17 protein-coding genes and 1 pseudogene are annotated in these 21,083 nt (G+C 62.8%); 8 read left to right on the top strand and 10 right to left on the bottom strand.

Annotated elements, in window-relative coordinates; translation table 11 throughout:
* Positions 1–10 precede the first annotated feature (10 nt).
* Complete coding sequence (locus tag AC07W7_RS09565; protein WP_099170359.1) at positions 11–1,552, bottom strand: acetolactate synthase large subunit; 1,542 nt, start codon at positions 1,550–1,552, stop codon at positions 11–13.
* 234 nt (positions 1,553–1,786) lie between these two features.
* Between AC07W7_RS09565 and AC07W7_RS09560 the strand changes: the two genes are divergently transcribed.
* Entirely contained in the window at positions 1,787–2,545 is a 759-nt protein-coding gene (locus AC07W7_RS09560; RefSeq protein WP_099170360.1) for an IclR family transcriptional regulator, read from the top strand.
* A gap of 10 nt (positions 2,546–2,555) precedes the next feature.
* Here the strand turns inward: AC07W7_RS09560 and AC07W7_RS09555 are convergent, their stop codons facing one another.
* The 3 genes from AC07W7_RS09555 to AC07W7_RS09545 all read right to left on the bottom strand — a co-directional run bounded on the left by AC07W7_RS09555 (position 2,556) and on the right by AC07W7_RS09545 (position 6,840).
* On the bottom strand, positions 2,556–3,869 hold the full coding sequence (locus AC07W7_RS09555) for an alginate export family protein (RefSeq protein ID WP_495039194.1): 1,314 nt from the start codon (positions 3,867–3,869) through the stop codon (positions 2,556–2,558).
* A 3-nt stretch (positions 3,870–3,872) separates the two neighbouring features.
* On the bottom strand, positions 3,873–5,303 hold the full coding sequence (locus AC07W7_RS09550) for an aldehyde dehydrogenase family protein (RefSeq protein WP_169901388.1): 1,431 nt from the start codon (positions 5,301–5,303) through the stop codon (positions 3,873–3,875).
* Between the two features lie 88 nt (positions 5,304–5,391).
* Positions 5,392–6,840 (bottom strand): APC family permease, encoded by a 1,449-nt coding sequence (locus AC07W7_RS09545; RefSeq protein WP_495039193.1) that lies wholly within the window; start codon positions 6,838–6,840, stop codon positions 5,392–5,394.
* Positions 6,841–7,140: 300 nt separating this feature from the next.
* Here AC07W7_RS09545 and AC07W7_RS09540 point away from each other — a divergent pair.
* A pseudogene (locus tag AC07W7_RS09540) lies at positions 7,141–8,334 on the top strand (PDC sensor domain-containing protein); the annotation flags it as partial.
* 102 nt (positions 8,335–8,436) lie between these two features.
* Complete coding sequence (locus AC07W7_RS09535) at positions 8,437–9,192, top strand: methyl-accepting chemotaxis protein (RefSeq protein ID WP_413469292.1); 756 nt, start codon at positions 8,437–8,439, stop codon at positions 9,190–9,192.
* A gap of 36 nt (positions 9,193–9,228) precedes the next feature.
* Here AC07W7_RS09535 and AC07W7_RS09530 read toward each other — a convergent pair whose 3' ends face one another.
* Both AC07W7_RS09530 and AC07W7_RS09525 read right to left on the bottom strand, forming a co-directional pair.
* Positions 9,229–10,677: an APC family permease gene (locus tag AC07W7_RS09530; protein ID WP_495039192.1), complete on the bottom strand. Its 1,449-nt coding sequence runs from the start codon at positions 10,675–10,677 to the stop codon at positions 9,229–9,231.
* A 94-nt stretch (positions 10,678–10,771) separates the two neighbouring features.
* The gene (locus AC07W7_RS09525; RefSeq protein WP_099169607.1) at positions 10,772–11,740 is read right to left on the bottom strand and encodes a helix-turn-helix domain-containing protein; all 969 of its coding nucleotides are present in this window, start codon (positions 11,738–11,740) and stop codon (positions 10,772–10,774) included.
* Positions 11,741–11,954: 214 nt separating this feature from the next.
* Here AC07W7_RS09525 and AC07W7_RS09520 point away from each other — a divergent pair, with 214 nt between their 5' ends.
* The 3 genes from AC07W7_RS09520 to AC07W7_RS09510 all read left to right on the top strand — a co-directional run bounded on the left by AC07W7_RS09520 (position 11,955) and on the right by AC07W7_RS09510 (position 15,457).
* On the top strand, positions 11,955–13,331 hold the full coding sequence (locus AC07W7_RS09520; protein ID WP_495039191.1) for an aspartate aminotransferase family protein: 1,377 nt from the start codon (positions 11,955–11,957) through the stop codon (positions 13,329–13,331).
* A 27-nt stretch (positions 13,332–13,358) separates the two neighbouring features.
* Entirely contained in the window at positions 13,359–14,813 is a 1,455-nt protein-coding gene (locus AC07W7_RS09515) for an aldehyde dehydrogenase family protein (RefSeq protein WP_169901385.1), read from the top strand.
* An 80-nt stretch (positions 14,814–14,893) separates the two neighbouring features.
* Positions 14,894–15,457: a cytochrome b gene (locus tag AC07W7_RS09510; protein WP_099169610.1), complete on the top strand. Its 564-nt coding sequence runs from the start codon at positions 14,894–14,896 to the stop codon at positions 15,455–15,457.
* Between the two features lie 34 nt (positions 15,458–15,491).
* On the opposite strand, the gene AC07W7_RS09505 is transcribed toward AC07W7_RS09510, so the two are convergent.
* From AC07W7_RS09505 to AC07W7_RS09490, 4 genes are all read right to left on the bottom strand, one after another.
* Complete coding sequence (locus tag AC07W7_RS09505; protein ID WP_495039212.1) at positions 15,492–16,940, bottom strand: alpha/beta hydrolase domain-containing protein; 1,449 nt, start codon at positions 16,938–16,940, stop codon at positions 15,492–15,494.
* 50 nt (positions 16,941–16,990) lie between these two features.
* Complete coding sequence (locus AC07W7_RS09500) at positions 16,991–17,365, bottom strand: DUF6152 family protein (protein WP_099169612.1); 375 nt, start codon at positions 17,363–17,365, stop codon at positions 16,991–16,993.
* A complete protein-coding gene (locus AC07W7_RS09495) occupies positions 17,362–18,183 on the bottom strand; it encodes a hypothetical protein (RefSeq protein WP_141562832.1) in 822 nt (273 codons plus the stop codon). The genes AC07W7_RS09500 and AC07W7_RS09495 overlap by 4 nt, the downstream gene beginning before the upstream one ends.
* Positions 18,184–18,317: 134 nt before the next feature.
* Entirely contained in the window at positions 18,318–19,655 is a 1,338-nt protein-coding gene (locus tag AC07W7_RS09490) for an alginate export family protein (protein ID WP_099169614.1), read from the bottom strand.
* 217 nt (positions 19,656–19,872) lie between these two features.
* Between AC07W7_RS09490 and AC07W7_RS09485 the strand changes: the two genes are divergently transcribed.
* Together AC07W7_RS09485 and AC07W7_RS09480 are read left to right on the top strand one after the other, a co-directional pair.
* Positions 19,873–20,265: a DUF6152 family protein gene (locus tag AC07W7_RS09485; RefSeq protein ID WP_169901380.1), complete on the top strand. Its 393-nt coding sequence runs from the start codon at positions 19,873–19,875 to the stop codon at positions 20,263–20,265.
* Between the two features lie 52 nt (positions 20,266–20,317).
* On the top strand, positions 20,318–21,079 hold the full coding sequence (locus AC07W7_RS09480) for a hypothetical protein (RefSeq protein ID WP_169866775.1): 762 nt from the start codon (positions 20,318–20,320) through the stop codon (positions 21,077–21,079).
* Positions 21,080–21,083 lie beyond the last annotated feature (4 nt).

The raw sequence follows: 21,083 nt of genomic DNA, 5'->3' as shown, positions 1-21,083 counted from the left end.
ATCGACTCCTTCACAGCGCCATTTCGATCAGGCAAGGACCGCCATCGGCTTTGGCAGTGGCCAGCGCCCGTTGCAGTTCGGCATTGGTTTGCACCGTGCAGGCCGGCACGCCGTAGCCTTTGGCCAGGGCCTTCCAGTCAATGCGCGGGCTGTCGAGCACCGTCAAGCGCAGGGCTTGCGGTTCCATGACGCTCATGCCGAAACGCCGCAACTCATTCTGCAAAATGGCGTAGCGATGGTTGGCGGCAATCAGGATCACCACCGGCAACTGCTCGCGGGCGATGCTCCACAGGGTTTGAATGGTGTACTGGGCGCTGCCGTCGGATTGCAGGCAGAACACCCGATTGCCGGGTTCCGCCAGGGCGGCGCCGAACCCCACTGGAATCCCCTGGCCAATCGCACCACCGGTATTGGTCATTACCCGATGCCGGGCGGCGCGGGCGGAGGCGGTGAAGAAGGGATAACCGCAGGTCCCGCCCTCGACCGAGACAATACTGTCGTGGGGCAGCGACGCGGCCAACACTTGCCCAATGGACTGCGGCGTCAGCTCGGCATGCCCGGGCGGCAGTTCGATGCCCTGGGGCGTCGGCACGTAGGCCGGTGCATCCAGGACCTCGGCCAGCGCCGTCAGCGCCCCGGCCACGTCGTCACCGACATCGGCCAGCGCCAGCAGGCGCTCGCGCTCGGCCAGGCGCGACGGTATGCCTTCGTAGCCAAAATAGCTGATGGGCTCCGGCACCCCGGCGCAGACGACCAGGTCGTACTGCTGAAGAATTTCAATGGCCACTTCCGGGAAGTACGGCAAGCGGTCCAGGTCCGGCAAACCGCCGCCACGGTAACTGAGCCGGGGAAAGGTCTCGGCAAACAAGCGCACGCCCGGCAACTGGGCCAGGCGCCCCGCCGCTTCCAGGCCGGCGACCGACAAACCCTCATCGCCGACGATAAACACCAGGCGCTTGCCATCACGCAGGGCCTGCGCCACGGTCTCGACCCGATCACCGGCAAACCGGCGCACGGGTGCGCGCAGCGGTGCAAACACGCCGTGGTCCGGCACCGCGTGGCCTTGCAGGTCCATGGGCAGGATCAAGCTGGCAATTTGCCCTTTGGCTTGCCAGGCCGCGCGCACCGCTTCCTGCAAGTCCTCACCGATCCCCGCAGCCGTACGCGAGGTGCGCACCCAGCCGGAGACCGTCCCGGCCAAGGCCTGGATATCACTGGCCAATGGCGGGTCGTAGTTGACATGCCATGACGCGTGATCGCCGATCACATTGACGATGGGGGTATTGGCCCGACGGGCGTTGTGCAGGTTGGCGATGCCATTGGCAAACCCCGGGCCCAGGTGGGTGAGGGTCATCGCTGGCTTGCCGGCAATCCGGCCATAGCCGTCCGCCGCGCCCGTACAGACCCCTTCAAACAGTGACAACACCGGCTTGAGAGCAGGTGCGCTGGCCATCGCAGCCACCAGCGGAATCTCGGTGGTCCCGGGGTTGGCGAAGCAGTACTCGATACCGCTTGCCGCTGCCGCATTCACTATCAGTTGCGCACCATTCATTTTCAGCCCTCTTGCTTGAGCATTTGCAGTGATGAGATTTATCACACACAAAAACCAAACCAACAAGCATTTATTTATTTTTTTCTCATTTTATGAGATTTATGCGAATTTAAAGGACGTCAATACCCGTCAGAGATTGCGTTTTTCTCTCACTGCGGTAGTGTTGCCCTCGTGCGAATTGCCTGATCCATTAAGGTAGGCGGCAAGCGCCCTTCCCCTTCTCCTAGGAACGAAATGAGCAGCCTGAGCAAATTGCTGAGTGTCCTGGACCTGTTCGGTCCACAAACGCTGAAGATCGACCCCGACACCATCGCCGAGCGCATGGGGCTGTCACGGGCGACCGTGTACCGCTACGTCAAGGATTTGTGTGACGCCGGCCTGCTGACCCGCGTGGACGCCGGCAGTTACGGCCTGGGCCCGCGTGTGATCGAACTGGACTGGATGATGCGTCAGTACGATCCGATCCTTCTCGCCGGCCGCGAACTGATGCACGAGCTGTCCGCGCAAACGGGCCTGGCCGTGTTTGCCAGCGTGTTTTACGACGGGCGCATCATCAACACCTACATCGCCGAACCTACCGACACCTATCACTTTGCGTTCGGGCGCGGGCAACCGTTGCCGTTCTTTCGCGGCGCACAATCGAAGGTCTTGATCGCCTTTCAGAAAGGCCGCCGCCTGCAACGCCTGTTCGACGAGCACATGGCCAACGACCCCAACAGCCCGTATGACTGGGCAAGTTTCTCCAAGGCGGCGAAAAAGATCCGCAAGGACGGTTACTGCCTGACCCACGACGAACTCAACCTGGGCCTGACCGGTATCGCCGCGCCTATCCTCCAGGCAGACCTCGACGAAGTCGTCGGCAGCCTGTCGGCCGTTGGCAGCAGCCAAAGCTTCAAGCTGCTGCGCCAGGACACCGTGGTCGAAATGGTGATGGATACCACCCGGCGCATTGCCGAAAACATGCGCAACCCACCGAGCGGCATCACGCCCTGACCCGCCGGGCTCAGAACGGCATGATCAGGGTCAATTGGCTGTAGAGGTTGGTGCCATTGCCACCGACCTGGTTGCCACCGCTGGTCGAGTCTTGCTTGGGCTGGTACACCCCCACCAGCGGGGTGGCGATCAAGTGCGGGTTGACCGCCCACTCAAGGTACATATCCAGCTCGCAGGCATCGAGGTTCAACGCATTGCGTTTACGCAACGTGTCGTAATCGAAGTACAGCACCCCCAGGGTCAGGTTTTCCAGCGGGCTGGCCTTCAGCCCGACGTGCTGGATGCGCGTATTGGTGTTGAACGGCCCGGCGAAGTTGCCGGCCACTTCGCCCTGGAACCAGGTGCCGTAGCCCATGCTGAAGCCGGTGAACAGTGCGTCCCACTGCTGGGAATAGCGGGTGTAGCGATAGCTCACCTTGGGCCTCCAGGTCGTATCGGCGAAGGTATAGCCCGCTTCGCCGTACCAGGCTTTTTCCGGCCCCGCGTCCTTGTCCTGCCAGGCGTATTCAAATGCCAGGCTGACGTTCTGGATACCCCCATCGCCTTCGCCGCGTACGCTGTAGACGTTCATGCCCTTGCGCTGGCGTTGAAAGTCGCTGGCCCATTGCTCGTTGACATCGATGCCATGCACCCAGGTCAACCCGAGGGTCCCCGCTCGGGCGGTGTAATCCAGGGTGCCGGCGGCCAGTTCGGTTTCGGCCTGGACGCGATTGTCGGACTTGAGCCACATCAGGCTGCCGTGCAGGCCGTCCTGCCCGCCCAGGCGCAACACCGCGGTTCGATCGAACGCATGCCGCGCCGCCAAGTAATAGGCGCCACCACGGTTCAAACGGCCATCGGCCGGGCCCTTGCCCAGGTTCAGTCCGTCATCGTTGATCAGGAACCCTCGGCCGAGCTTGACCACTTGGCGCCCGCCAGACATATCAATGCCGTCCTTGCCCAATGCCGGAAACAGGTCGCCGGAGCGCCATCCCAGGTAGGCATCCTCGATCTTTGTGGTGCGCTCGCTGCCCAGGGCATTGCCGCTCGGATCACCGTCTCCCCAGGTGGCACTACTGAGCAGGGCAAATGCGCCATACGCGGTGCCGTTGCCCCCCAGTGCCTGGTCGCCGCTCAAGCCATATTTGATAAAGCCTTCGCGCCAGGTAGAGCCGCCTGACGTGCCGTCATAATTCTTGCGGCTGTTGAAGTGGCCGAACACCGCAGTCATGTCGGCGTTGAGATGACGGCTTGCATCGCTGTACAGCTCATAACCCTGTACCTGATGGCAGAGACCTATGGCCAGCGTGCAACCCAATAGCAGATGACGTGATGAATAACCCATGGCTCAAGCTCCTTGTGCGTTGTCACGCTTGCGGACGAACAGCAGTTGCTGGCCAGTGAACTCCAGCAGCCCCTCAAGGCCGAACTCGACGCCAAACCCGGACATTTTGCTGCCACCAAACGGTGTGTTCGGCTGGATCTGTGCATGGCAATTGACCCAGGCCACGCCGCTCTCCAGGCGGCCGGCCAGGGCCTGGGCCTGCTCGACATCCGCCCCCCAGACCGATCCGCCCAACCCCATGTCACCGGCATTGGCGCGCCGCAGCACATCCTCCACCTCTTGGTAAGCGATCAAGGGCAACACCGGGCCGAACTGCTCCTCGTCGACCAGGCGCTGCCCATCGGTAATGTCCGCGACCAGCGTGGGCGGATAGAAAAAGCCGGGGCGGTCCAGACGCGCACCGCCGCACAGCACCCGCGCACCGTTGGCCCGTGCATCGGCGACCAAGGCTTCCACCAGTTCCAGTTGCTCAAGGTTCTGCACTGGCCCGAAGGTGACACCGGCTTCAAGACCATCACCGACCACCTGACGCGCCGCAATCTGCGTCAGCGCCTCGGCGAAAGCCTGGTACTGCGACTCATGGATGTACAGGCGCTTGAGGGCCGCACAGGTCTGGCCCATGTTCAGGAAGGCCGCCTGGAAAATCTCCTCGGCCACCGCCTCCACCGGCGTCCCCGGCAAGACGATTGCGGCGTCGTTGCCCCCTAGTTCCAGGGTCAGGCGCTTGAGATTGCTGGCGGCGCCGCGCATCACGCTTTGCCCGGTGGCGGTGGAGCCCGTGAAGACAATCTTCTGGATCCCGGGGTGCGCCGTGATCGCGCTGCCAAAGCCCTGCTCGCCCGTCACGCAATTGATCACGCCACGCGGCACATGGCGGGCAATGATGTCCACCAGGCCCAAGGTACTCAATGGCGTCAGGCTCGACGGCTTGCTGATCACACAATTACCGGCACGCAACGCCGGCATGATGTGCCACACAGCGATCATGAACGGCCAGTTCCATGGCGTGATCGACGCCACCACCCCCAAGGGCTTGCGGTGCAGTTCGATCCGTTGGCTGGGGGTGTCCTCCACCTGCTCCACCACAATCTCCTGCGCCGCAGCGTAACGGGTCCAGGCGGCCGCCCCCATGACCTCGGAAAACGCCAGCGCCAGTGGTTTGCCTTGCTCACACACAATCAAGCGAGCCAATGCCTCGGCCTGCCGTTCGATATCGGCCGCAATTGCCAGCAACCGCTCACTACGCTCGCAGTGGCTGCTGTGCCGCCAGCTTTTAAAGGCGACCCGCGCGGCGTCCACCGCCTGGTCGAGTTGCGCCAGGGAGCCGGCCGGGCATTGAGCGAATGCCGCGCCGGTGGCTGGATTGATCACGTCAAACTGGCCCTGTTCACCGGCCACCTGAGTGCCGTTGATAAGCATCTTGTAATGGTCCATTAAAATCTTCCTTTCACGCGCTGACCAGCCATGCCGGGCAACGACAGGCTGCAATTGTCGAGTGGGTCGAGCAGTAACGCCGGCGGCGTTAGAGCGTGTGGCTGCCCAAGGCGAGAAACCGTTGCGGCGAGATTTTGCGCAGCCGCGCGGCGAGCACGATGCCGATGATCAGGGCCACGGGAATAATCGCGCAGAGGCTATAGGACAGCAGTTGACTGGCACCGGTGAGGACATCGAAATGCACCACCGCCAGCACCAGTACCAGCACCAGCGCCAGGCAGGAGAAACCTGGCAGGAGACGTCCACGCCAAAGCCCGACGCTCAGCTCGGGATGACGATGGAAGTAGACGCATACCGCCACCGAGGTCAGCGCCATCAACAGGATGACGCAGAGGGTGGCCAGGTTGGACAGCCAGGCAAACAGTTGCAGGATCGGGTCCGCATCCATCGCAGCGAACACCAGGACCACCACCGCCGCAATCAGACTCTGCAACGCCGAGCCCATATGCGGGCTCTGGTGCACGCGATGGGTGGTCCCCAACAGGCTGTGCAACAAGCCGTCGCGGCCAATGGCATAGAAATAACGCGCCGCCGCGTTATGAAAGGCCAGCAGCCCGGCATAGATACTGACCATGAACAGCACCCGGATGATCTGCGTCAGGTGCGGGCCGACAAAGTGGTCAGACATGCCGTAGATAAAGGTGGTCGGGTCCTGCAAGGCCTGGAGCATCGGCACGATCTTGTCCGCGCCCACCCCCACCACCATCGACCACACCGACAGCGCGTAGAACCCGCCGATCAACAACACCGAGCAGTAGGTGGCAATCGGGATGGTACGTTGCGGGTTCCTTGCCTCTTCGCCGTAGATGGTCGTGGCCTCGAAGCCGATAAAAGCTGCAAAACAGAACAGCAAACCAATGGACGGCGTGCCGCTGAACACATGACTGCGGTCGAATGCATCAAGGTTGATGCCACTGTCGCCGCCGGACTTGAGAATCGCGAAGTCCAGGACCAGGATCGCCAGATACTCGGCAATCACCACCACCGACAGCACCCGCGCCGACAGGTCAATCTTGCGGTAGCCCAGGATCGCAATGCTTGCCATCGCCATCAGCGAGTAGGACCACCAGGGCAGCACCAGGCCGACCACGCTTTCCAGGGTGCCACTGACCACCCCGCCGAACATGCCATACAGGCCGACCTGCAGGATGTTATAGGCAAACATCGCCAGCACCCCGGCGGCGCCGCCGGCCAGGCCGCCCAGGCCACGGGAAGTGAAGGCATAAAACCCGCCGGCATGGGTCAGGTGGCGGGACATGGTGGTGTACCCCACCGAGAACGCCAGCAGCACTAGCAAGGCCAGGAGCAGCAAGGCCGGCGTACCGGCGCCATTGCCCAGCATGATGCCAATCGGGAAGCCGCCGGCGATCACGCTGAGCGGACTCGCCGCCGAGATCACGAAGAAGATGATGAAGCCCACGCCCAGGGCGCCACGCTTGAGCTCCGTGGAGCAGTTGACCGGGATAGATACACTCATTTTTTTGACCTTATTGTATGAGGCAGTCGCTTTAGGGGTGGCCCGATCAGACAACATCGGCACCGGTTGCACGCTGGATTTGATCCTATGCGCGCCTGCGAACCGCTCGCTATCCCAAATCGGTAGCATCCGCGACGCCGCCCCAAAACAGGTCGGGCTTGCACGTCCACTCCCCCAGCAGTTGCCGATTCGGGATAGCCGCCGAGCCTTTCATCCCCGCAACCTAGGCTAGCCCGCGCTCTGCCCGGGTGCCGACAACAAGAATAAAAAAGCCAAAGCCCTCAGCAGGAAGTCTCAGCCATGCCTCTAGCCCACCTCACCCTCCAATGGCGCATCACCTTGCTCAGTGGGCTCTGCCTGCTGGCGGTGGTTGCTGCACTGATCGGCGCCAGTGCGTACCAGAATCAAAGCAGTGCAAAACGGCTCAAAGAGCAGAGCAGCCAGTTGCTCGGGCAGGCCGCGGTAGAGCGCTTGCAGGCCCAGGCCGTCGCCCATGGCCAACAAGTGGAGCGCTTTTTCAACGAAACCGCGTTGTATGGCGAAGGGTTCGCACAACAGGTCCTGCAACTGCGCGAGCAAACGCTCAGTGGCCGCCTCACAGTCGCGCAATTACGCCAAACCCTGATCGGCGCCACCCGTGAAACCCTGGAAAAACGCGAGAAAGTACTCGGCCTGTACGTCATCCTGCTGCCGGATGCGCTGGCCGGCCCTGATGCCGTTTGGCGCGGCCAACGTGACCTGGCGGGCAATGAAACCGGGCGCTTTGCCTTGTATTGGTCGCAGAGCCAGCCGGGGCGGCTGGTACAGGAGGTGCTGAGCGAGGCACAGATCAACGCCAACACGGCGCCCCCCGGCAGCGAACCGGCGAACGCCTGGTACACCTGCCCTCAAGCGCAACGACGAACGTGCGTGGTAGAGCCCTACACCATCGAAGTGGAAGGCCGGAAAGTCCTGATGAGCAGTATTTCTATCCCCTTGATCAGCAACGGCAAGACCCTCGGCGTGGTGGGCATGGACATCAGCCTCGACACCTTGCAAAAGCTGGCCGCCAACCTCGGCCAGGACCTGTACCAGGGCAACAGCGAAGTGAGCATTGTGTCGTCCGCAGGCCAAGTGGCAGGCCGTAGCGGCGAAGTCTCGGCGACCGCTCTGGATATACGCCAGGCCGTGCAGACCGTGGCAGGCAATCCCCCCTGGCAACTGCAGATCAAGGTCCCGCAAGCCTTGGTGCAGGCTCCCGCCCGACAGATGCAAAGCGAGCTGGACGACAAAAGCCGTGAAGCCAACTGGCTCAACCTGGGCCTGGGCCTCCTGGCCAGCAGCCTGGGCATGTTGCTGATCTGGTTGGCCGCCTACGGCGTGACGCGCCCGCTGCTCAAGATGGCCGGGCTGCTTGACGCCATTGTCGAGGGCGATGGTGACCTCACCCAGCGCCTGCCTGCCGGAGGGCGCGACGAGTTGGGTCAATTGGCCACGGGGTTCAACCGTTTCCTGGACACGTTGCAGCCGATCATTCGTGACATTCAGGCTGTCTGCCACAACACCCGCAACAGTGCCGATACCTCGTCGGGCATTGCCCGGGACGTCAGCGCCGGCATGCAGAACCAGTACCGCGAAGTGGAACTGGCGGCGACCGCGCTGCACGAAATGAGCACCAGCGCCCAGGAAGTGGCGCGTCACTCCCACAGTGCCGCCAACGCCGCGACCGCCGCCGAAAACGCGAGCCGATCTGGCCAGGCGGTGTTCTCGACCGCCGAGCGCAGCATCGAAGCCCTGGATCAACGCCTGGAAACCACCCTCAAGCAAGTCCACGACCTGGCCGTTAGCAGCACCCAGATCGGCCAGGTCCTGGACGTGATCAGCAGCATTGCGCAGCAGACCAATCTGCTGGCGTTGAATGCCGCCATCGAAGCGGCCCGGGCCGGCGAACAGGGACGCGGTTTTGCAGTGGTGGCCGATGAGGTCAGGCACCTGGCCAGCAACACCCAAAGCTCGGTGGAACAGGTGCGTACGGTGATCGAGACCTTGCAGCAGTTGAGCCAGGCGGTGGTGCACAGTACCCAACTGAGCCGCGAGCAAGCCGGCGGCAGCGTGCTCCAGGTACAACAGACCCGGGTAGCCCTGGAGCACATTTCCCAGGCGGTGGATGTGATCGAGCAGATGAACCAGCAGATCGCCAGTGCCGCCCTGGAGCAAAGCACGGTGGTGGAAGATATCAGCCGCCGGGTCAGCGACATCCGCGGCATCAGCGAAACACTGACCCGCCGGATGAGCGACGCCTCAAAGGCCAGTGATTCACTGCATCAAATGGCCAATCATCAACAGCAACTGGTCGGCCATTTCCGGGTGTAAGGGGTAGGAAGCGAGGCTGTCGTTTCAACGCCGGGTTTAGAGCTTGTGGTAACCCAGGGCCAGAAAGCGCTGCGGCGCTGTCTTGCGCAGTCGCATGGCGAGGAACAGACCGCCCAGCAGGGCCATCGGGATAATGACGCAGAGGCCATATGACAAAGCCATGCTGGCCCCCGTCAACACATCGAAATGCACCACCGCAAGTACCAGCACCACCAACAGGGCAAGGCACGAGCAACCGGGGAAGATTTGCCCGCGCCAGGCCCCGACCTTGAGCTCGGGGTGGCGCCAAAAGAACACCAGCACAGCCGCCGAGGTGAGCGCCATCAGCAAAATCATGCACAGCGTGGCCAGGTTGGACAGCCAGGCAAACAGCTGCAGGATCGGGTCCGCCCCCATTGCGGCGAACACCAGCACCACCACCGCAGAGATCAGACTCTGCAACGCCGAGCCCATATGCGGGCTCTGGTGCACGCGGTGGGTGGTGCCCAACAGGCTGTGCAACAAGCCGTCGCGACCAATGGCATAGAAATAACGCGCCGCCGCGTTATGAAAGGCCAGCAGCCCGGCATAGATACTGACCATGAACAGCACCCGGATGATCTGCGTCAGGTGCGGGCCGACAAAGTGGTCAGACATGCCATAGATAAAGGTGGTCGGGTCCTGTAAGGCCTGGAGCATCGGCACGATCTTGTCCGCGCCCACCCCCACCACCATCGACCACACCGACAGCGCGTAGAACCCGCCGATCAGCAACACCGAGCAGTAGGTGGCAATCGGGATGGTACGTTGCGGGTTCCTTGCCTCTTCGCCGTAGATGGTCGTGGCCTCGAAGCCGATAAAAGCTGCAAAACAGAACAGCAAACCAATGGACGGCGTGCCGCTGAACACATGGTTGCGGTCGAATGCATCAAGGTTGATGCCACTGTCGCCGCCGGACTTGAGAATCGCGAAGTCCAGGACCAGGATCGCCAGATACTCGGCGATCACCACCACCGACAGCACCCGTGCCGACAGGTCAATCTTGCGGTAGCCCAGGATCGCAATGCTCGCCATCGCCATCAACGAGTAGGACCACCAGGGCAGCACCAGGCCGACCACGCTTTCCAGGGTGCCACTGACCACCCCGCCGAACATGCCATACAGGCCGACCTGCAGGATGTTATAGGCAAACATCGCCAGCACCCCGGCGGCGCCGCCGGCCAGGCCGCCCAGGCCACGGGAGGTGAAGGCATAAAACCCGCCGGCATGGGTCAGGTGGCGGGACATGGTGGTGTACCCCACCGAGAATGCCAGCAGCACTAGCAATGCCAGGAGCAGCAAGGCCGGCGTACCGGCGCCATTGCCCAGCATGATGCCAATCGGAAAGCCGCCGGCGATCACGCTGAGCGGACTCGCCGCCGACACCACGAAAAAGATGATGAAGCCCACGCCCAGGGCGCCACGCTTGAGCTCCGTGGAGCGATTGACCGGGTTAGATACGCTCATGTCATTGACCTTATTGGCTGGAGGATCGGTGGCGCGATCCTAGGCCTGCGCCAAAACGCCCCGGTATCCCAAATCGGTCATTCGCTGTTTGTGTTCAGGCGCGCGCGTCACCGTGGATGGCCGCACGGGCCGTCTGGGACGGCAACTCTGCAAACAGCTCCTGATACTGCGCCGCAAAATGGCTCAGGTGATAGAAGCCCCACTGGGCAGCGGCATCCCCGATCGAGAGGTCGGCTGCGCGAGTGGACATCAAGGTGCGTCGTACCCCATTGAGCCGCACAGAACGCAAGTAGTTGAGCGGCGTGGTCTCGGCAACCGCCCGGAAACTGTTCTGCACCGTACGCCGGCTCACCTGCAGGCGCTGGCACAACTCGATCACGCTAGGCACGTTGAGCATTTGCGTGGTTGCCAGGCGGTGGCATTTTTCGACGATAAAGCTGCGCGTGGAGCTGGGGCTGCGCTGGTGTTTGTCACAGGCCGGGTCAGTCATCAGTTGCAGCAACTCATCGAGCATGGCCTGCTCCAGCGCCAACTCCCGTGCTCGCGTGCTGTCGCCACCGTCATGGGTCAAGGCCTGGGAGAACAGCGCCAGCAAGCGTCGCCGGGCCTGTGCAAAGCGCTGGGGAGACACCCTGATCACCGGCTGGCGCAGCAACAGCTTGAGTTCCCTGGACGCCGTCGTCTGCTCCAGCGCCTGCTCGAACAAATCCCGCTCGAAGGTGATGGACAGCAGCTCCATGCCCATCGGCATATGGAACATGAACTCTTCGCCACCGTGCAGAAAGAACAGGCTGCTGTCATCCACTTCCCGCCCCTGCATCCGAATCGCACCCGGCACGTTGATCGGCACGGCAAAACACATCTTGCCCCGCGGGGCCACGCCGTTCTGCACCACACGTTGGTTGATCTGTTCGAGAAACAAGTGACAACCCGCCGTCGTCAGTTGCATCAGCGAACTTTCGGCCGAACCGGCGGTTAACTGGTTGTAGTCCTGGTTCCACTCTTGCACGGTCGCCGCATGCACATGGACGTCTCGAAAATGGCTGATATTCATAGTTGTCATGATGTACGCACGCCTCGACCAGTCTTCTTGTTTTTAGAGCGCTTTTCTTGATGATATTCGCATATGGCGAGATTCCTGCAAGTTATTTGCCGTGTTTTCTCGCCATTGCACCCTGCCTTCAAGCCGGCCTGGCCAAGTGCCGATTCGGGCTACCGGCCCGGCCTGCGCCACGGGGATGATCGACTCACTGAAAACAACACGCAGAGAAGTCGTCATGAGTGAAGCCAAACTGGAATCCCTCCACTTCGCGGATGCCCCGCGGATTATCTCCAACACACTGCCCGGCCCCAGGGCCAGCGAGGCGCTGGCCCTGTCAGCGCGTACCGAGTCGATGGCCCGCGGCGGTGGACGCATGCCGGTGGCCATGGACCGTGCGTTCGGTGCAACCTTCAAGGACCCCGACGGCAATACCTACATTGACCTGTCCGCCGGCGTTGGCGTCAGCAGTGTGGGCCGTTGCCATCCCAAGGTGGTACAGGCCATTCGCGAGCAGTCCGAAGTGCTGATGCATGCCCTGGAAATCAACAGCACGCGCCGCACCGAGCTGGCCGCCAAGCTCTCCGAGATCGCGCCCGATGGCTTGCGTGGCGATTGCATCACCTTCTTCACCCAGAGCGGCAGCGATGCACTGGAGGCCGCGATCAAGTTCGCCAAACGTGTCACCGGGCGCCATCAGATCATCGCTTTCCACGGTGGCTACCACGGCGTGTGGAACGCCTCGGGCGCCCTGACCACCGGCACCGCCTACCGCAAAGGCTATGGCGCGCAGATGGGTGGCGTGATCCATGCCCCCTACCCTTATGCCTACCGTTTTCCGTTCGACACCACCCACAAAAGCGCCGAGCAGATCGCCGGCGAGTACGTGGACTACCTGCTGAACACGCCCTACACCGCCGCCGACGATGTCGCCGCCGTGATCGTCGAGCCGGTACAGGGCGAAGGCGGTTACGTGCCACCCTCGCCAGAGTTCCTGCAACGCCTGCGCCAGGCCTGCGACCGCAGTGGCACGCTGCTGATCGTCGATGAAGTGCAATCCGGCGCTGGGCGCACCGGCAAGATGTGGGCGGTCGAGCATGCCGGCGTGAAGCCCGACATGCTCACCTTCGGCAAAGGAATCGGCAGCGACCTGCCCATGGCCGGCCTGATCATGCGCTCGGACCTGGCGGCCAGGATTCCCGACGGTTCCATGCCCAATACCTTCGCTGCCAACTCGTTATCGGCGGCGGTGGCGCTGACCAACATCAGCCTCCTGCAGGACCCCGAACTCGACCTGCTCAACCGTGCCCACACGCTGGGGCTGGAAGCGCAGGCGCGGATCCGTGGTTTTAACAGCCCATTTGTCGGTGAGGTCCGTGGCCGCGGCCTGATGATCGGTATCGAACTGGTCGAAGACCCGGTCAGCAAGACGCCCCTGGCGGGCGAAAAAATCGGCCAGCTCATGGGCTACCTGCTCAACCACGGCGTGCTGATGGTGCCCTGTGGCCGCTACAGCAACGTCATGCGCGTGATGCCCTCGCTGACGATCTCACGCGCGCTGTTCTTCAAGGCGCTGGACATCTTCGGCGCGGCCCTGGCGACCCTCAAGGCCTGATCCTGCACACTGTTTATGGACTGCAAAATGACTAATCACTTCAATCACTTTATCGAGGGTGCGTCCTGCGCAGCCTCTGACGGGCGCAGCATTACCCTGGTCAACCCCATTACCGAACAGGTCTACGCCACCTGCGCGCGCGGCACGGCGCAGGACGTGAACCGCGCGGTGGGCGCGGCGTGCACCCAGCTTGAGCGTGGCGCCTGGAGCCGGCTTGACGGCGCCCAGCGCGCTCGGCTGCTGTTGAAACTCGCGGACCTGGTCGAACGCGACGCCCACTTGCTGGCCGACCTGGACGCCAACGCCATCGGCCGCTCCCCCGTCGAACCACGACGGATGGACCTGCCCAACGCAATCGCCAATCTGCGCGCCGCCGCCGGCTGGGCCAACCAGCTTGAGGGACGCACCATTCCCACCGGCGGCTATTTCGGCAGCAAGACCCTCTCCTATACGGTACGCGAGCCCGTGGGCGTGGTCGGCGCCATCGTGCCCTGGAATTCACCGCTGATGATCACCGTCTGGAAACTCGCCGCGCTGCTGGCAGCCGGCTGTACCGTCGTGATCAAGCCATCGGAAGAAACCCCGCAGTCGGCCCTGCACCTGGCGGCGCTGGCCCAGGAGGCGGGCTTCCCCGACGGGGTCATCAATGTGGTCACCGGCTACGGTGACGAGGTGGGTCGCGCCCTGTGCGAACACCCACACGTCGCCAAGATCAGCTTTACCGGTAGCCCCGAGGCCGGGCGCGAGATCCAACGCACCGCCGGCGTGCGCTTCAAGCGCGTAGCCCTGGAGCTGGGCGGCAAAAGCCCACAGATCGTGTTCGACGATGCCTCCTTCGACGACGCGTTGCGTGGCTGCGCCCTCGGCCTGTTCGCCAACCAGGGCCAGATCTGTGCGGCCGGCTCGCGCATCCTGGTCCAACGCGGCCTCGCCGAGCGCTTCGCTGCGGCGCTGGCCGATGCCGCGCGGGCGGTCACGGTGGGTGATCCCCGGGAGCCCGGTATCCAGATGGGACCGGTGGCCAAGAAAGCCCAGTTCGATCGCGTCAACCGCTACATCCAACTGGGTATCGACCAAGGCGCTTCTCTGTTGGCCGGTGGTGTCTCGACCCCTGAGCGGGGCTGGTTTGTGCGCCCGACAATCTTCGCCAATGCCCGCAACGACATGACCATCGCCCGCGACGAAATCTTCGGCCCCGTCGGCACGGTGATCACGTTCGACAGTGAAGACGAGGCGGTCGCCCTGGCCAACGACTCCACCTACGGCCTGGCGGCTACGGTCTGGACCCGCGACCTGGTGCGTGCCCATCGCGTCGCCGCCGCCGTGAAGGCCGGTGCCGTGGGCATCAATTGCTGGAGCCCGCTGGATGCCAACCTGCCCTGGGGCGGCGTCAAGACCAGCGGCATTGGCCGTGAGGGCGGGTTTGGCGGCGCGCTGGCCTACACCGAAGAAAAAGTCATCACCGTGCTGCTGCCTGCCTGAGCACCTTCCCTGTCCTGACCGGGCCACCCTGTGCCAAGGGTGGCCCCCTGACGCCTTTGCTGATCAATGGAGAGCCTGCGATGAACCCGATAGACCAACCGACAATTGATCGGTATCCGACCGCCCTGCGCCTGTTGCATTGGCTGCGCGCCGTACTTGTGCTGGGCCTGCTCTGGGCCGGCTGGCATATGACTGGCCTGAATGATGACGTGGCAAGCAAATACGAGCTCTATTACCCCTGGCACAAGTCCTTCGGGTTGTTGACGTTCCTAGTGGTCCTGACCCAGGTCACCCTGCGCTGGCGCACCCCGCACCTGCCGCAGCCCCTGAAAACCCTGGCGCAGTACGAGAGGGTCTTGTCCAGGCTCGCGCAACGGGCCATGTATGCGCTGCTGGTGCTCGTGCCGTTGATGGGGTACTCCATGTCGAGCACTTACACCATGAGCGACGGGGTATTCTTTTTTGGGGTCAACCTGCCGGAACTCTTGACCAAGAATGACGAGTGGTTCGCCGTGTTCCAATGGCTGCACAAAGTGTTCGCCTATAGCCTGCTCGGGCTGATCGTGCTGCATGTCGCGGGGGCCCTCAAGCATCGGTTCTACGACCAGGACCCGCGCAACGACGCCCTGCGCCGCATGCTGTGACGGCATGAGGTGTTGGCGCAGGACGCCAACACCTTCACGGCTTGGGCTGTCGATCCCGGGTAAAGTCCTGCGGCACAGCGACAGGCTGGACCCGGCGGGCATCCTCCAGCAGCAAGTAACCCTCCTGGATCGCCTGTTGCTTGGCCGCCTCGAAGCGCCCTGCGTACTGGGTATAACTGCCATAAAGCGCCTGCAATCGTTGCGCGGAATACGGCACCTTCGTGTCGTACACCGTCCCGCAAGCGGTCTCCTGATCGGTCAGGTAGGTGGCGCTCGGCACCTGGATCCACGGTGGGCGCACCCCTCCCAGCAGGTTGCCACTGTGCGGATCGCGAGCAACGCCCTGTCCCTCGCGAACCACCCGTTCAGCCTTGGGCATCGGCGTACCGTCACGTACCCAGCGATCCATCGCCTCGAGGATCGCCGACACGACCGTCTCCACGGGCTCGTCATAGAGGAACTGGCATTGCAGCTCGTTGCGCTTGTCCCCGTCAGCCGGGTGTGGTTCCGTGCTGTCGGTGCCCTGATCGGCAAGACGCAGGTGCGGCATCCCGGTCACTTCGTAGTAACGTAGCTTCGGCTGGTTCGTATCGGGCGGTAGCGCGATTGCCTGGCTGGCATCGTGCACCACCTCGGTCTGGCTATAGACCGTCACAAACGGCGCATCCCCGGGCAGGTTGCGCGGCGTTCGCAGCACCTCTCCCCCCAGGTCGCCGTACACAACGTGGCCGGTCATATAGGCGTCGATCAGCGCTTGCCCATCGGGCATGCGCCACTGCTGGTGGCGCCCCTGGTCGAGATAATCGAACCAGAGCTGGCCGTTGATTGCCCAGGTGTTGACATAAAGGCGCTTGACGTTCAACCCCGGCATGGGGCCGCTCGCGAGGTTGGACTTGAGCAGCAAGGCCAGTTGCGCGGCAATCCCCTGCGCCTGCGGCGGGTACTGGTCGGGGCCATTACCACGCCGGAACCGGTCGCTGTCATAGTAGCTGCCGAGCGGCGCATAACGCTTGTAGTCATAGCGGCGCATAAAGTCCAGGTTCAAGTTGCGCGGCTCGGGGTCCCACTCCAGGGTCTTGGGATCATTCGCCGGCCGGTTGATGCTCAGTGTGTAGCCGACGAATGCATAGCCCTTGCGCATCAGGTAGTCGCGGGTGAGGATCCAGCCCGCGCCACGCTCGCCCATCCAGCTGAACGGTTCGATCACCACGGTGCCGTTGAATTGCCCGGGGTCCTTGGGTTTTCTGATCAGGAAGCGCGTCACGTAAGGTGCGTCGAACAAACGCTCGCCAGCGGCGGTGATCGCTGGCGCGAGCCCCACCATGTAGTACTCCTCCTCGACGTAGCCGAGCTTCTCCAGGTCGACATATTCCGTGCCATGCCGTGCCGCCGACGCCAGTGGCAGCCGGCCGCTTGCAGGCACCGGCGCGATCTGCGGCATGACCGGCGTTTGCGCAGCGACGGGCTCGCCCCTCGTCAACACCAGGAAAGCCGCCAGGGATAGGATGGGGAGCCGCGGCCCGCCGACGGGCCTCACTTCCAGGCTCCAATGACTTTACCATCGGGCAGGCGCAGCGCCTGAAGGGCACCGCCCGCCTTCGTCTCGTCTTTCATCGGCGCAAGTTGCACGTTGATCCTGTCGCCCGGCTTGAGGGTGTTGGCCATCCAGCCCTGGCGCATCAGGATGTTCGGGCCACCGGCTTCGATGGCCCAGGTCTCGGTCTTGTCCCCGGTCTGCACATCGACGAACAACCAGACATGCGGGTTTTTATACTGCACCTCCCCCACCGTACCGACGATCTCCACCATCCTCGCCATATCGAACGCCGAGTAGGAATGGTGGGCAAACGCAATGGGTGCCGTAAAGCCCAGCAGCACCAAGCTGAACACCATGGGTTTGATATTCACTGTGTCTCTCCTTGTTTCTTATTGTTCTTGCGCTCGGGGATGGTCGTGACTTCCGCTCCCGTCACCGGGTCGATCGACTCGTTATTGCTGTCCTCGCACACGTACTCAATGAATTCGACGCCCTTGGGCGCGCGGCGGAAAGTCAGCGGCGCCCAATGCCATGGCTTGACCAGCGCATCCGGGTCTTCGACCAGGCCATCCACCTGCAGCAGGCCTTTATCGTTGATGAAGATCCGCTCCCTGATGATCATGCGCGGGCCGTGGCCAAGTGCATCGTCGGCATGGCCATACTCATTCAATGTGGTTTCCTGCCGGATGTTGGTGGTTTCGACGACCAATACATTGCCCTCCCAGTGCGCGGTCGAATGCCCCTCGAACGTCGGGGGGGCTTCCTCGGGGTTGGGGTGGGCACGCCCGTCGAGGTAAATGCGCCGTGTCTCGCGCAGGAACTCCTGCGCCCAGTTGACCTGCGTCGGCGTCTGCATGATCTCTACCGCGTAGGGCCCCACCATGTTCGTCGGCATGCCCAACACCTTGCACGAGGTCTTGAACTCACTGCCGACCGCCGCGAGCGCCGCCGTGCGCTTCTTGAAGCTTTCGAGGTACACCCCCTTGAGCTGCGGCACGCTGCCGAACGGAGGGCCGACATTGGTCTCGGGGTTATCGGCCCCGGTGCTGTTGACGAGCGGGTCCACGGAGCTGCCCACCGGCATCCAAAGCCCGCTGATATCGGGCGGCGCGGCGCTTGAGTTGAGCGGGTACCCGGTTGCCGCCAGGGCAACCAGCAGTATGAGAAAGAGGGATTTTGTTATAGGCATAATCTGCATGTCCTCTATTAGCGGTTTGGCATCCCGGCCAGCGCCGGGCGCGTGGGGACGATACGCAAGCACTCTGCGGGTGAGGTAGCCCAAATCAGCATGCGCTCACGCTGCTGGGCGACCTGGGCACCCCTTCAGTAATTCACCCACACAATGAACTGCAAGTAGGTGTTGGTGGCGGCGCTCCCGCTCTGCAGGCCGCCGTCCCCGAACCATTTCCTGGGCTTGTAGAAGCCAATGAGCGGCGAGAGCGTGATGCTGTCTGTCACCCTCCAGTCCAGGAACAGGTCCACCTCCCGCGCACTGGCATCCTGCGAGTCCCGGTCGGAGAGTTGGTGGTAATTGAAGAACATCGCATTGAGGGTCAACTTGTCGGTGGGGCGGACCGAGAACAGCACATCGTTGATCTGCATGTTCCAGGTCACCGATGCGGCGTAGTTGACCGCCACCTCGCCTTGATAGCGCCGGCGATACCCCCCCTGGAACATGAAGTCCCAGCCCTCGGAATAGCGCGCATATCGATAGCTGACCGTCGGTTGCCACGGGGCATCGGCAAAGGTGTAGCCCGCGTCGAAGAACATCGCCCGTTGCGACCCCGAGCGTTTTTCCTGGCGTGCCACCTCGAAGGCGAAATCGGCATGCTCGATCCCCGCATTGCCCTGGCCACGCAAGCTGTAGGTCTCCAGGCCCTTGCGCTCAAGGCGCTCGCCAAAGGCATAGCGCTCGTCGACATCCAGGCCGCGCACATAGGTCGAGCCGATAGAGCCGATGGGCGTCGTGTAGTCGAGGGTGGCGGCGGCCACTTCAGTCTTCGACTGCCCGGGATTGTCCGATTTCAGCCAGATCAGGCTGCCGTGCAAGCCCTGCTCGCCCCCCAGCTTCAATACGGCGCTATGGCCGAACGCCAGGCGCGGGCCCAGGTAGTAGGCCCCGCCACGATTGAAGCGGCCATCCGCTACGCCTTCGATGGGGCTGAAGGCTCTGCCGGGCGCGAAGCCATCGTCGGTAATCAGAAAACCATTCACCGACACGATCTGCCGGCCAAAGGAAAAATCCACGCCGTCCTTGCCCAGCGCGGGAATCAGCTCACCGGAGCGCCAGCCCAGATAGGCCTCTTCCACCGCCGTTCTGCTTTCATCGCCGGCGCTGATCCCCCCCGGATCCCCGTCGCCCCATGAGGCGGTGCTGATCAGGCTGAACCCGCCATAGATCGAGCCGGCATCGAGCTTATCCGTGGCACCACTGACGCCATATTTGGCGAAGCCCTCTTGCCAGCGCATCCTGCCGGGCTCCCTCTGCGGGTCGCCGATATAGTTCCTGGCACTGCTGAACCAGCCCAACCCCGCCCAGAGGTCGGCGTTGAGCACGGTTGCACCTTCGTCTTCGTTATACAGCTCATAACCCTGGGCCGCCGGTTCAAAAGCGCAGAGTGCAACCAGCGAAATCAATGGGCCGTACGGGGGAATGCGCATGACGTCTCTCCTGTTTTTATAGTTATGAGGCGAGTCATGAGTGTTGCGGCTTGAGTGGCGCACCGGGTATCCCAAATCAGCACCTGCAAGGGCAACGGTCCTCCCCCTGCAAAACTTGCCCAGCCCCTTGAACAGTTGCCGTTTTGGGATACGGCTTCGGCACATGCTCCCCCTAAGCTGGGCGCCATAAGAACGTATAAAAACCGAGGCACCCGTCATGATTCCTTTGCCACGTCCGCCCCTGTCACGCCGGCAACTGTGCCTGTTGACCCTCATCGCCTGCAGTGCCCTGCCGTCCCTGGTGACCGCCCACCATTCGTTCGCGATTTTCGACCAGACCCGCACGATCACGCTCAAGGGGGTGGTCGGGCGCTTTGCCTGGACCAACCCTCACGTCGCGATTTACCTCGATACGCCCGGCCCGCCGCCCCAGCAATTCAAGATCGAGACCGGCAGTGTCAACGCCTTGAAGCGCACCGGCTGGAACGCTGACTCGATCAAGGCCGGCGAGAGTGCCGAGATCTCCTTCAAGCCGCTGAAAAACGGTGACCCAGGCGGGCTGCTGGTGGAAATCAAGATCGGTGGCGCCGTGCTCTCGGGAGGCGGCTGAGGCAAGCCCCTGCCCGCTGCATGCAGACCGGACTGACCGTGGAGACACTTCGATGAAACCGACACGCACCTTCAACCTCGCCCTGCTCTGCCTGGCGGCCGCGTTCATGAGCGTCACCGGGACGAGCGAGGCAACCCCTCAGGGCAGCAAACAGGCACGCCCCGATATCAGCGGCACCTGGGAAAGAACCCCGGACGACTGGTTCGGCGAGAACCCGGACGATCCGGTACACCCGGGCGGGCCGATGGATTTGAAGGCGCCCTATGCCAGCGAATATGCCGCGCTGAAAAAGCGCCAGGCCGTAGCGAACGAGGCCGGCACGCCACTGGCCACGACCAGTGCCCGATGCCTGCCCGAAGGGATGCCAACGTTGATGGCGGCGCTCTTCCCGATCCAGATCATTCACGACGCCAAGCAAGTGATCGTGCTCGGCGAGTATCTCCAGCAGGTACGCCGGATTCTCTTGAACGAAGCGATGCCGGCACAAGACAAGCTGGACCCTACCTATCAAGGCCATTCGCGCGGCCACTGGGAAGGCAACACGCTCGTGGTGCAGACCCAGGGCGTACGCACGGACGTGAGTTTCTACGATGTGCCGCACAGCGCTGCGATGAAGATCACCGAACGCCTGCGGCTTCGGGGCCCCGACCACCTGGAAAACCAGGTGGTGATCGACGACCCGCAGGTGCTCAACACGCCGTATCGCTTCACGTTCGACTACAAGCGCTCCGACTACGCCATTCAAGAATACGTTTGCGAGAACAACCAGATCGTGATCGACAGCGAGGGCAAGGCAACCCTCAGTCGCGAATGAACTG

The sequence above is a fragment of the Pseudomonas sp. GW821-FHT01D09 genome, assembly GCF_059422465.1.
This window is presented reverse-complemented; position numbering and strand designations above follow the sequence as displayed.

Excerpts from the sequence above, each read along its gene's own strand:
- AC07W7_RS09545 (WP_495039193.1), bottom strand. The coding sequence starts at position 6,840 with ATGAGTGTATCTATCCCGGTCAACTGCTCCACGGAGCTCAAGCGTGGC.
- AC07W7_RS09535 (WP_413469292.1), top strand. The coding sequence starts at position 8,437 with ATGCAGAACCAGTACCGCGAAGTGGAACTGGCGGCGACCGCGCTGCAC.
- AC07W7_RS09480 (WP_169866775.1), top strand. The coding sequence starts at position 20,318 with ATGAAACCGACACGCACCTTCAACCTCGCCCTGCTCTGCCTGGCGGCC.
- AC07W7_RS09490 (WP_099169614.1), bottom strand. The coding sequence starts at position 19,655 with ATGCGCATTCCCCCGTACGGCCCATTGATTTCGCTGGTTGCACTCTGC.
- AC07W7_RS09515 (WP_169901385.1), top strand. The coding sequence starts at position 13,359 with ATGACTAATCACTTCAATCACTTTATCGAGGGTGCGTCCTGCGCAGCC.
- AC07W7_RS09565 (WP_099170359.1), bottom strand. The coding sequence starts at position 1,552 with ATGAATGGTGCGCAACTGATAGTGAATGCGGCAGCGGCAAGCGGTATC.
- AC07W7_RS09485 (WP_169901380.1), top strand. The coding sequence starts at position 19,873 with ATGATTCCTTTGCCACGTCCGCCCCTGTCACGCCGGCAACTGTGCCTG.
- AC07W7_RS09560 (WP_099170360.1), top strand. The coding sequence starts at position 1,787 with ATGAGCAGCCTGAGCAAATTGCTGAGTGTCCTGGACCTGTTCGGTCCA.
- AC07W7_RS09510 (WP_099169610.1), top strand. The coding sequence starts at position 14,894 with ATGAACCCGATAGACCAACCGACAATTGATCGGTATCCGACCGCCCTG.
- AC07W7_RS09495 (WP_141562832.1), bottom strand. The coding sequence starts at position 18,183 with ATGCCTATAACAAAATCCCTCTTTCTCATACTGCTGGTTGCCCTGGCG.
- AC07W7_RS09530 (WP_495039192.1), bottom strand. The coding sequence starts at position 10,677 with ATGAGCGTATCTAACCCGGTCAATCGCTCCACGGAGCTCAAGCGTGGC.
- AC07W7_RS09555 (WP_495039194.1), bottom strand. The coding sequence starts at position 3,869 with ATGGGTTATTCATCACGTCATCTGCTATTGGGTTGCACGCTGGCCATA.
- AC07W7_RS09550 (WP_169901388.1), bottom strand. The coding sequence starts at position 5,303 with ATGGACCATTACAAGATGCTTATCAACGGCACTCAGGTGGCCGGTGAA.
- AC07W7_RS09525 (WP_099169607.1), bottom strand. The coding sequence starts at position 11,740 with ATGACAACTATGAATATCAGCCATTTTCGAGACGTCCATGTGCATGCG.
- AC07W7_RS09520 (WP_495039191.1), top strand. The coding sequence starts at position 11,955 with ATGAGTGAAGCCAAACTGGAATCCCTCCACTTCGCGGATGCCCCGCGG.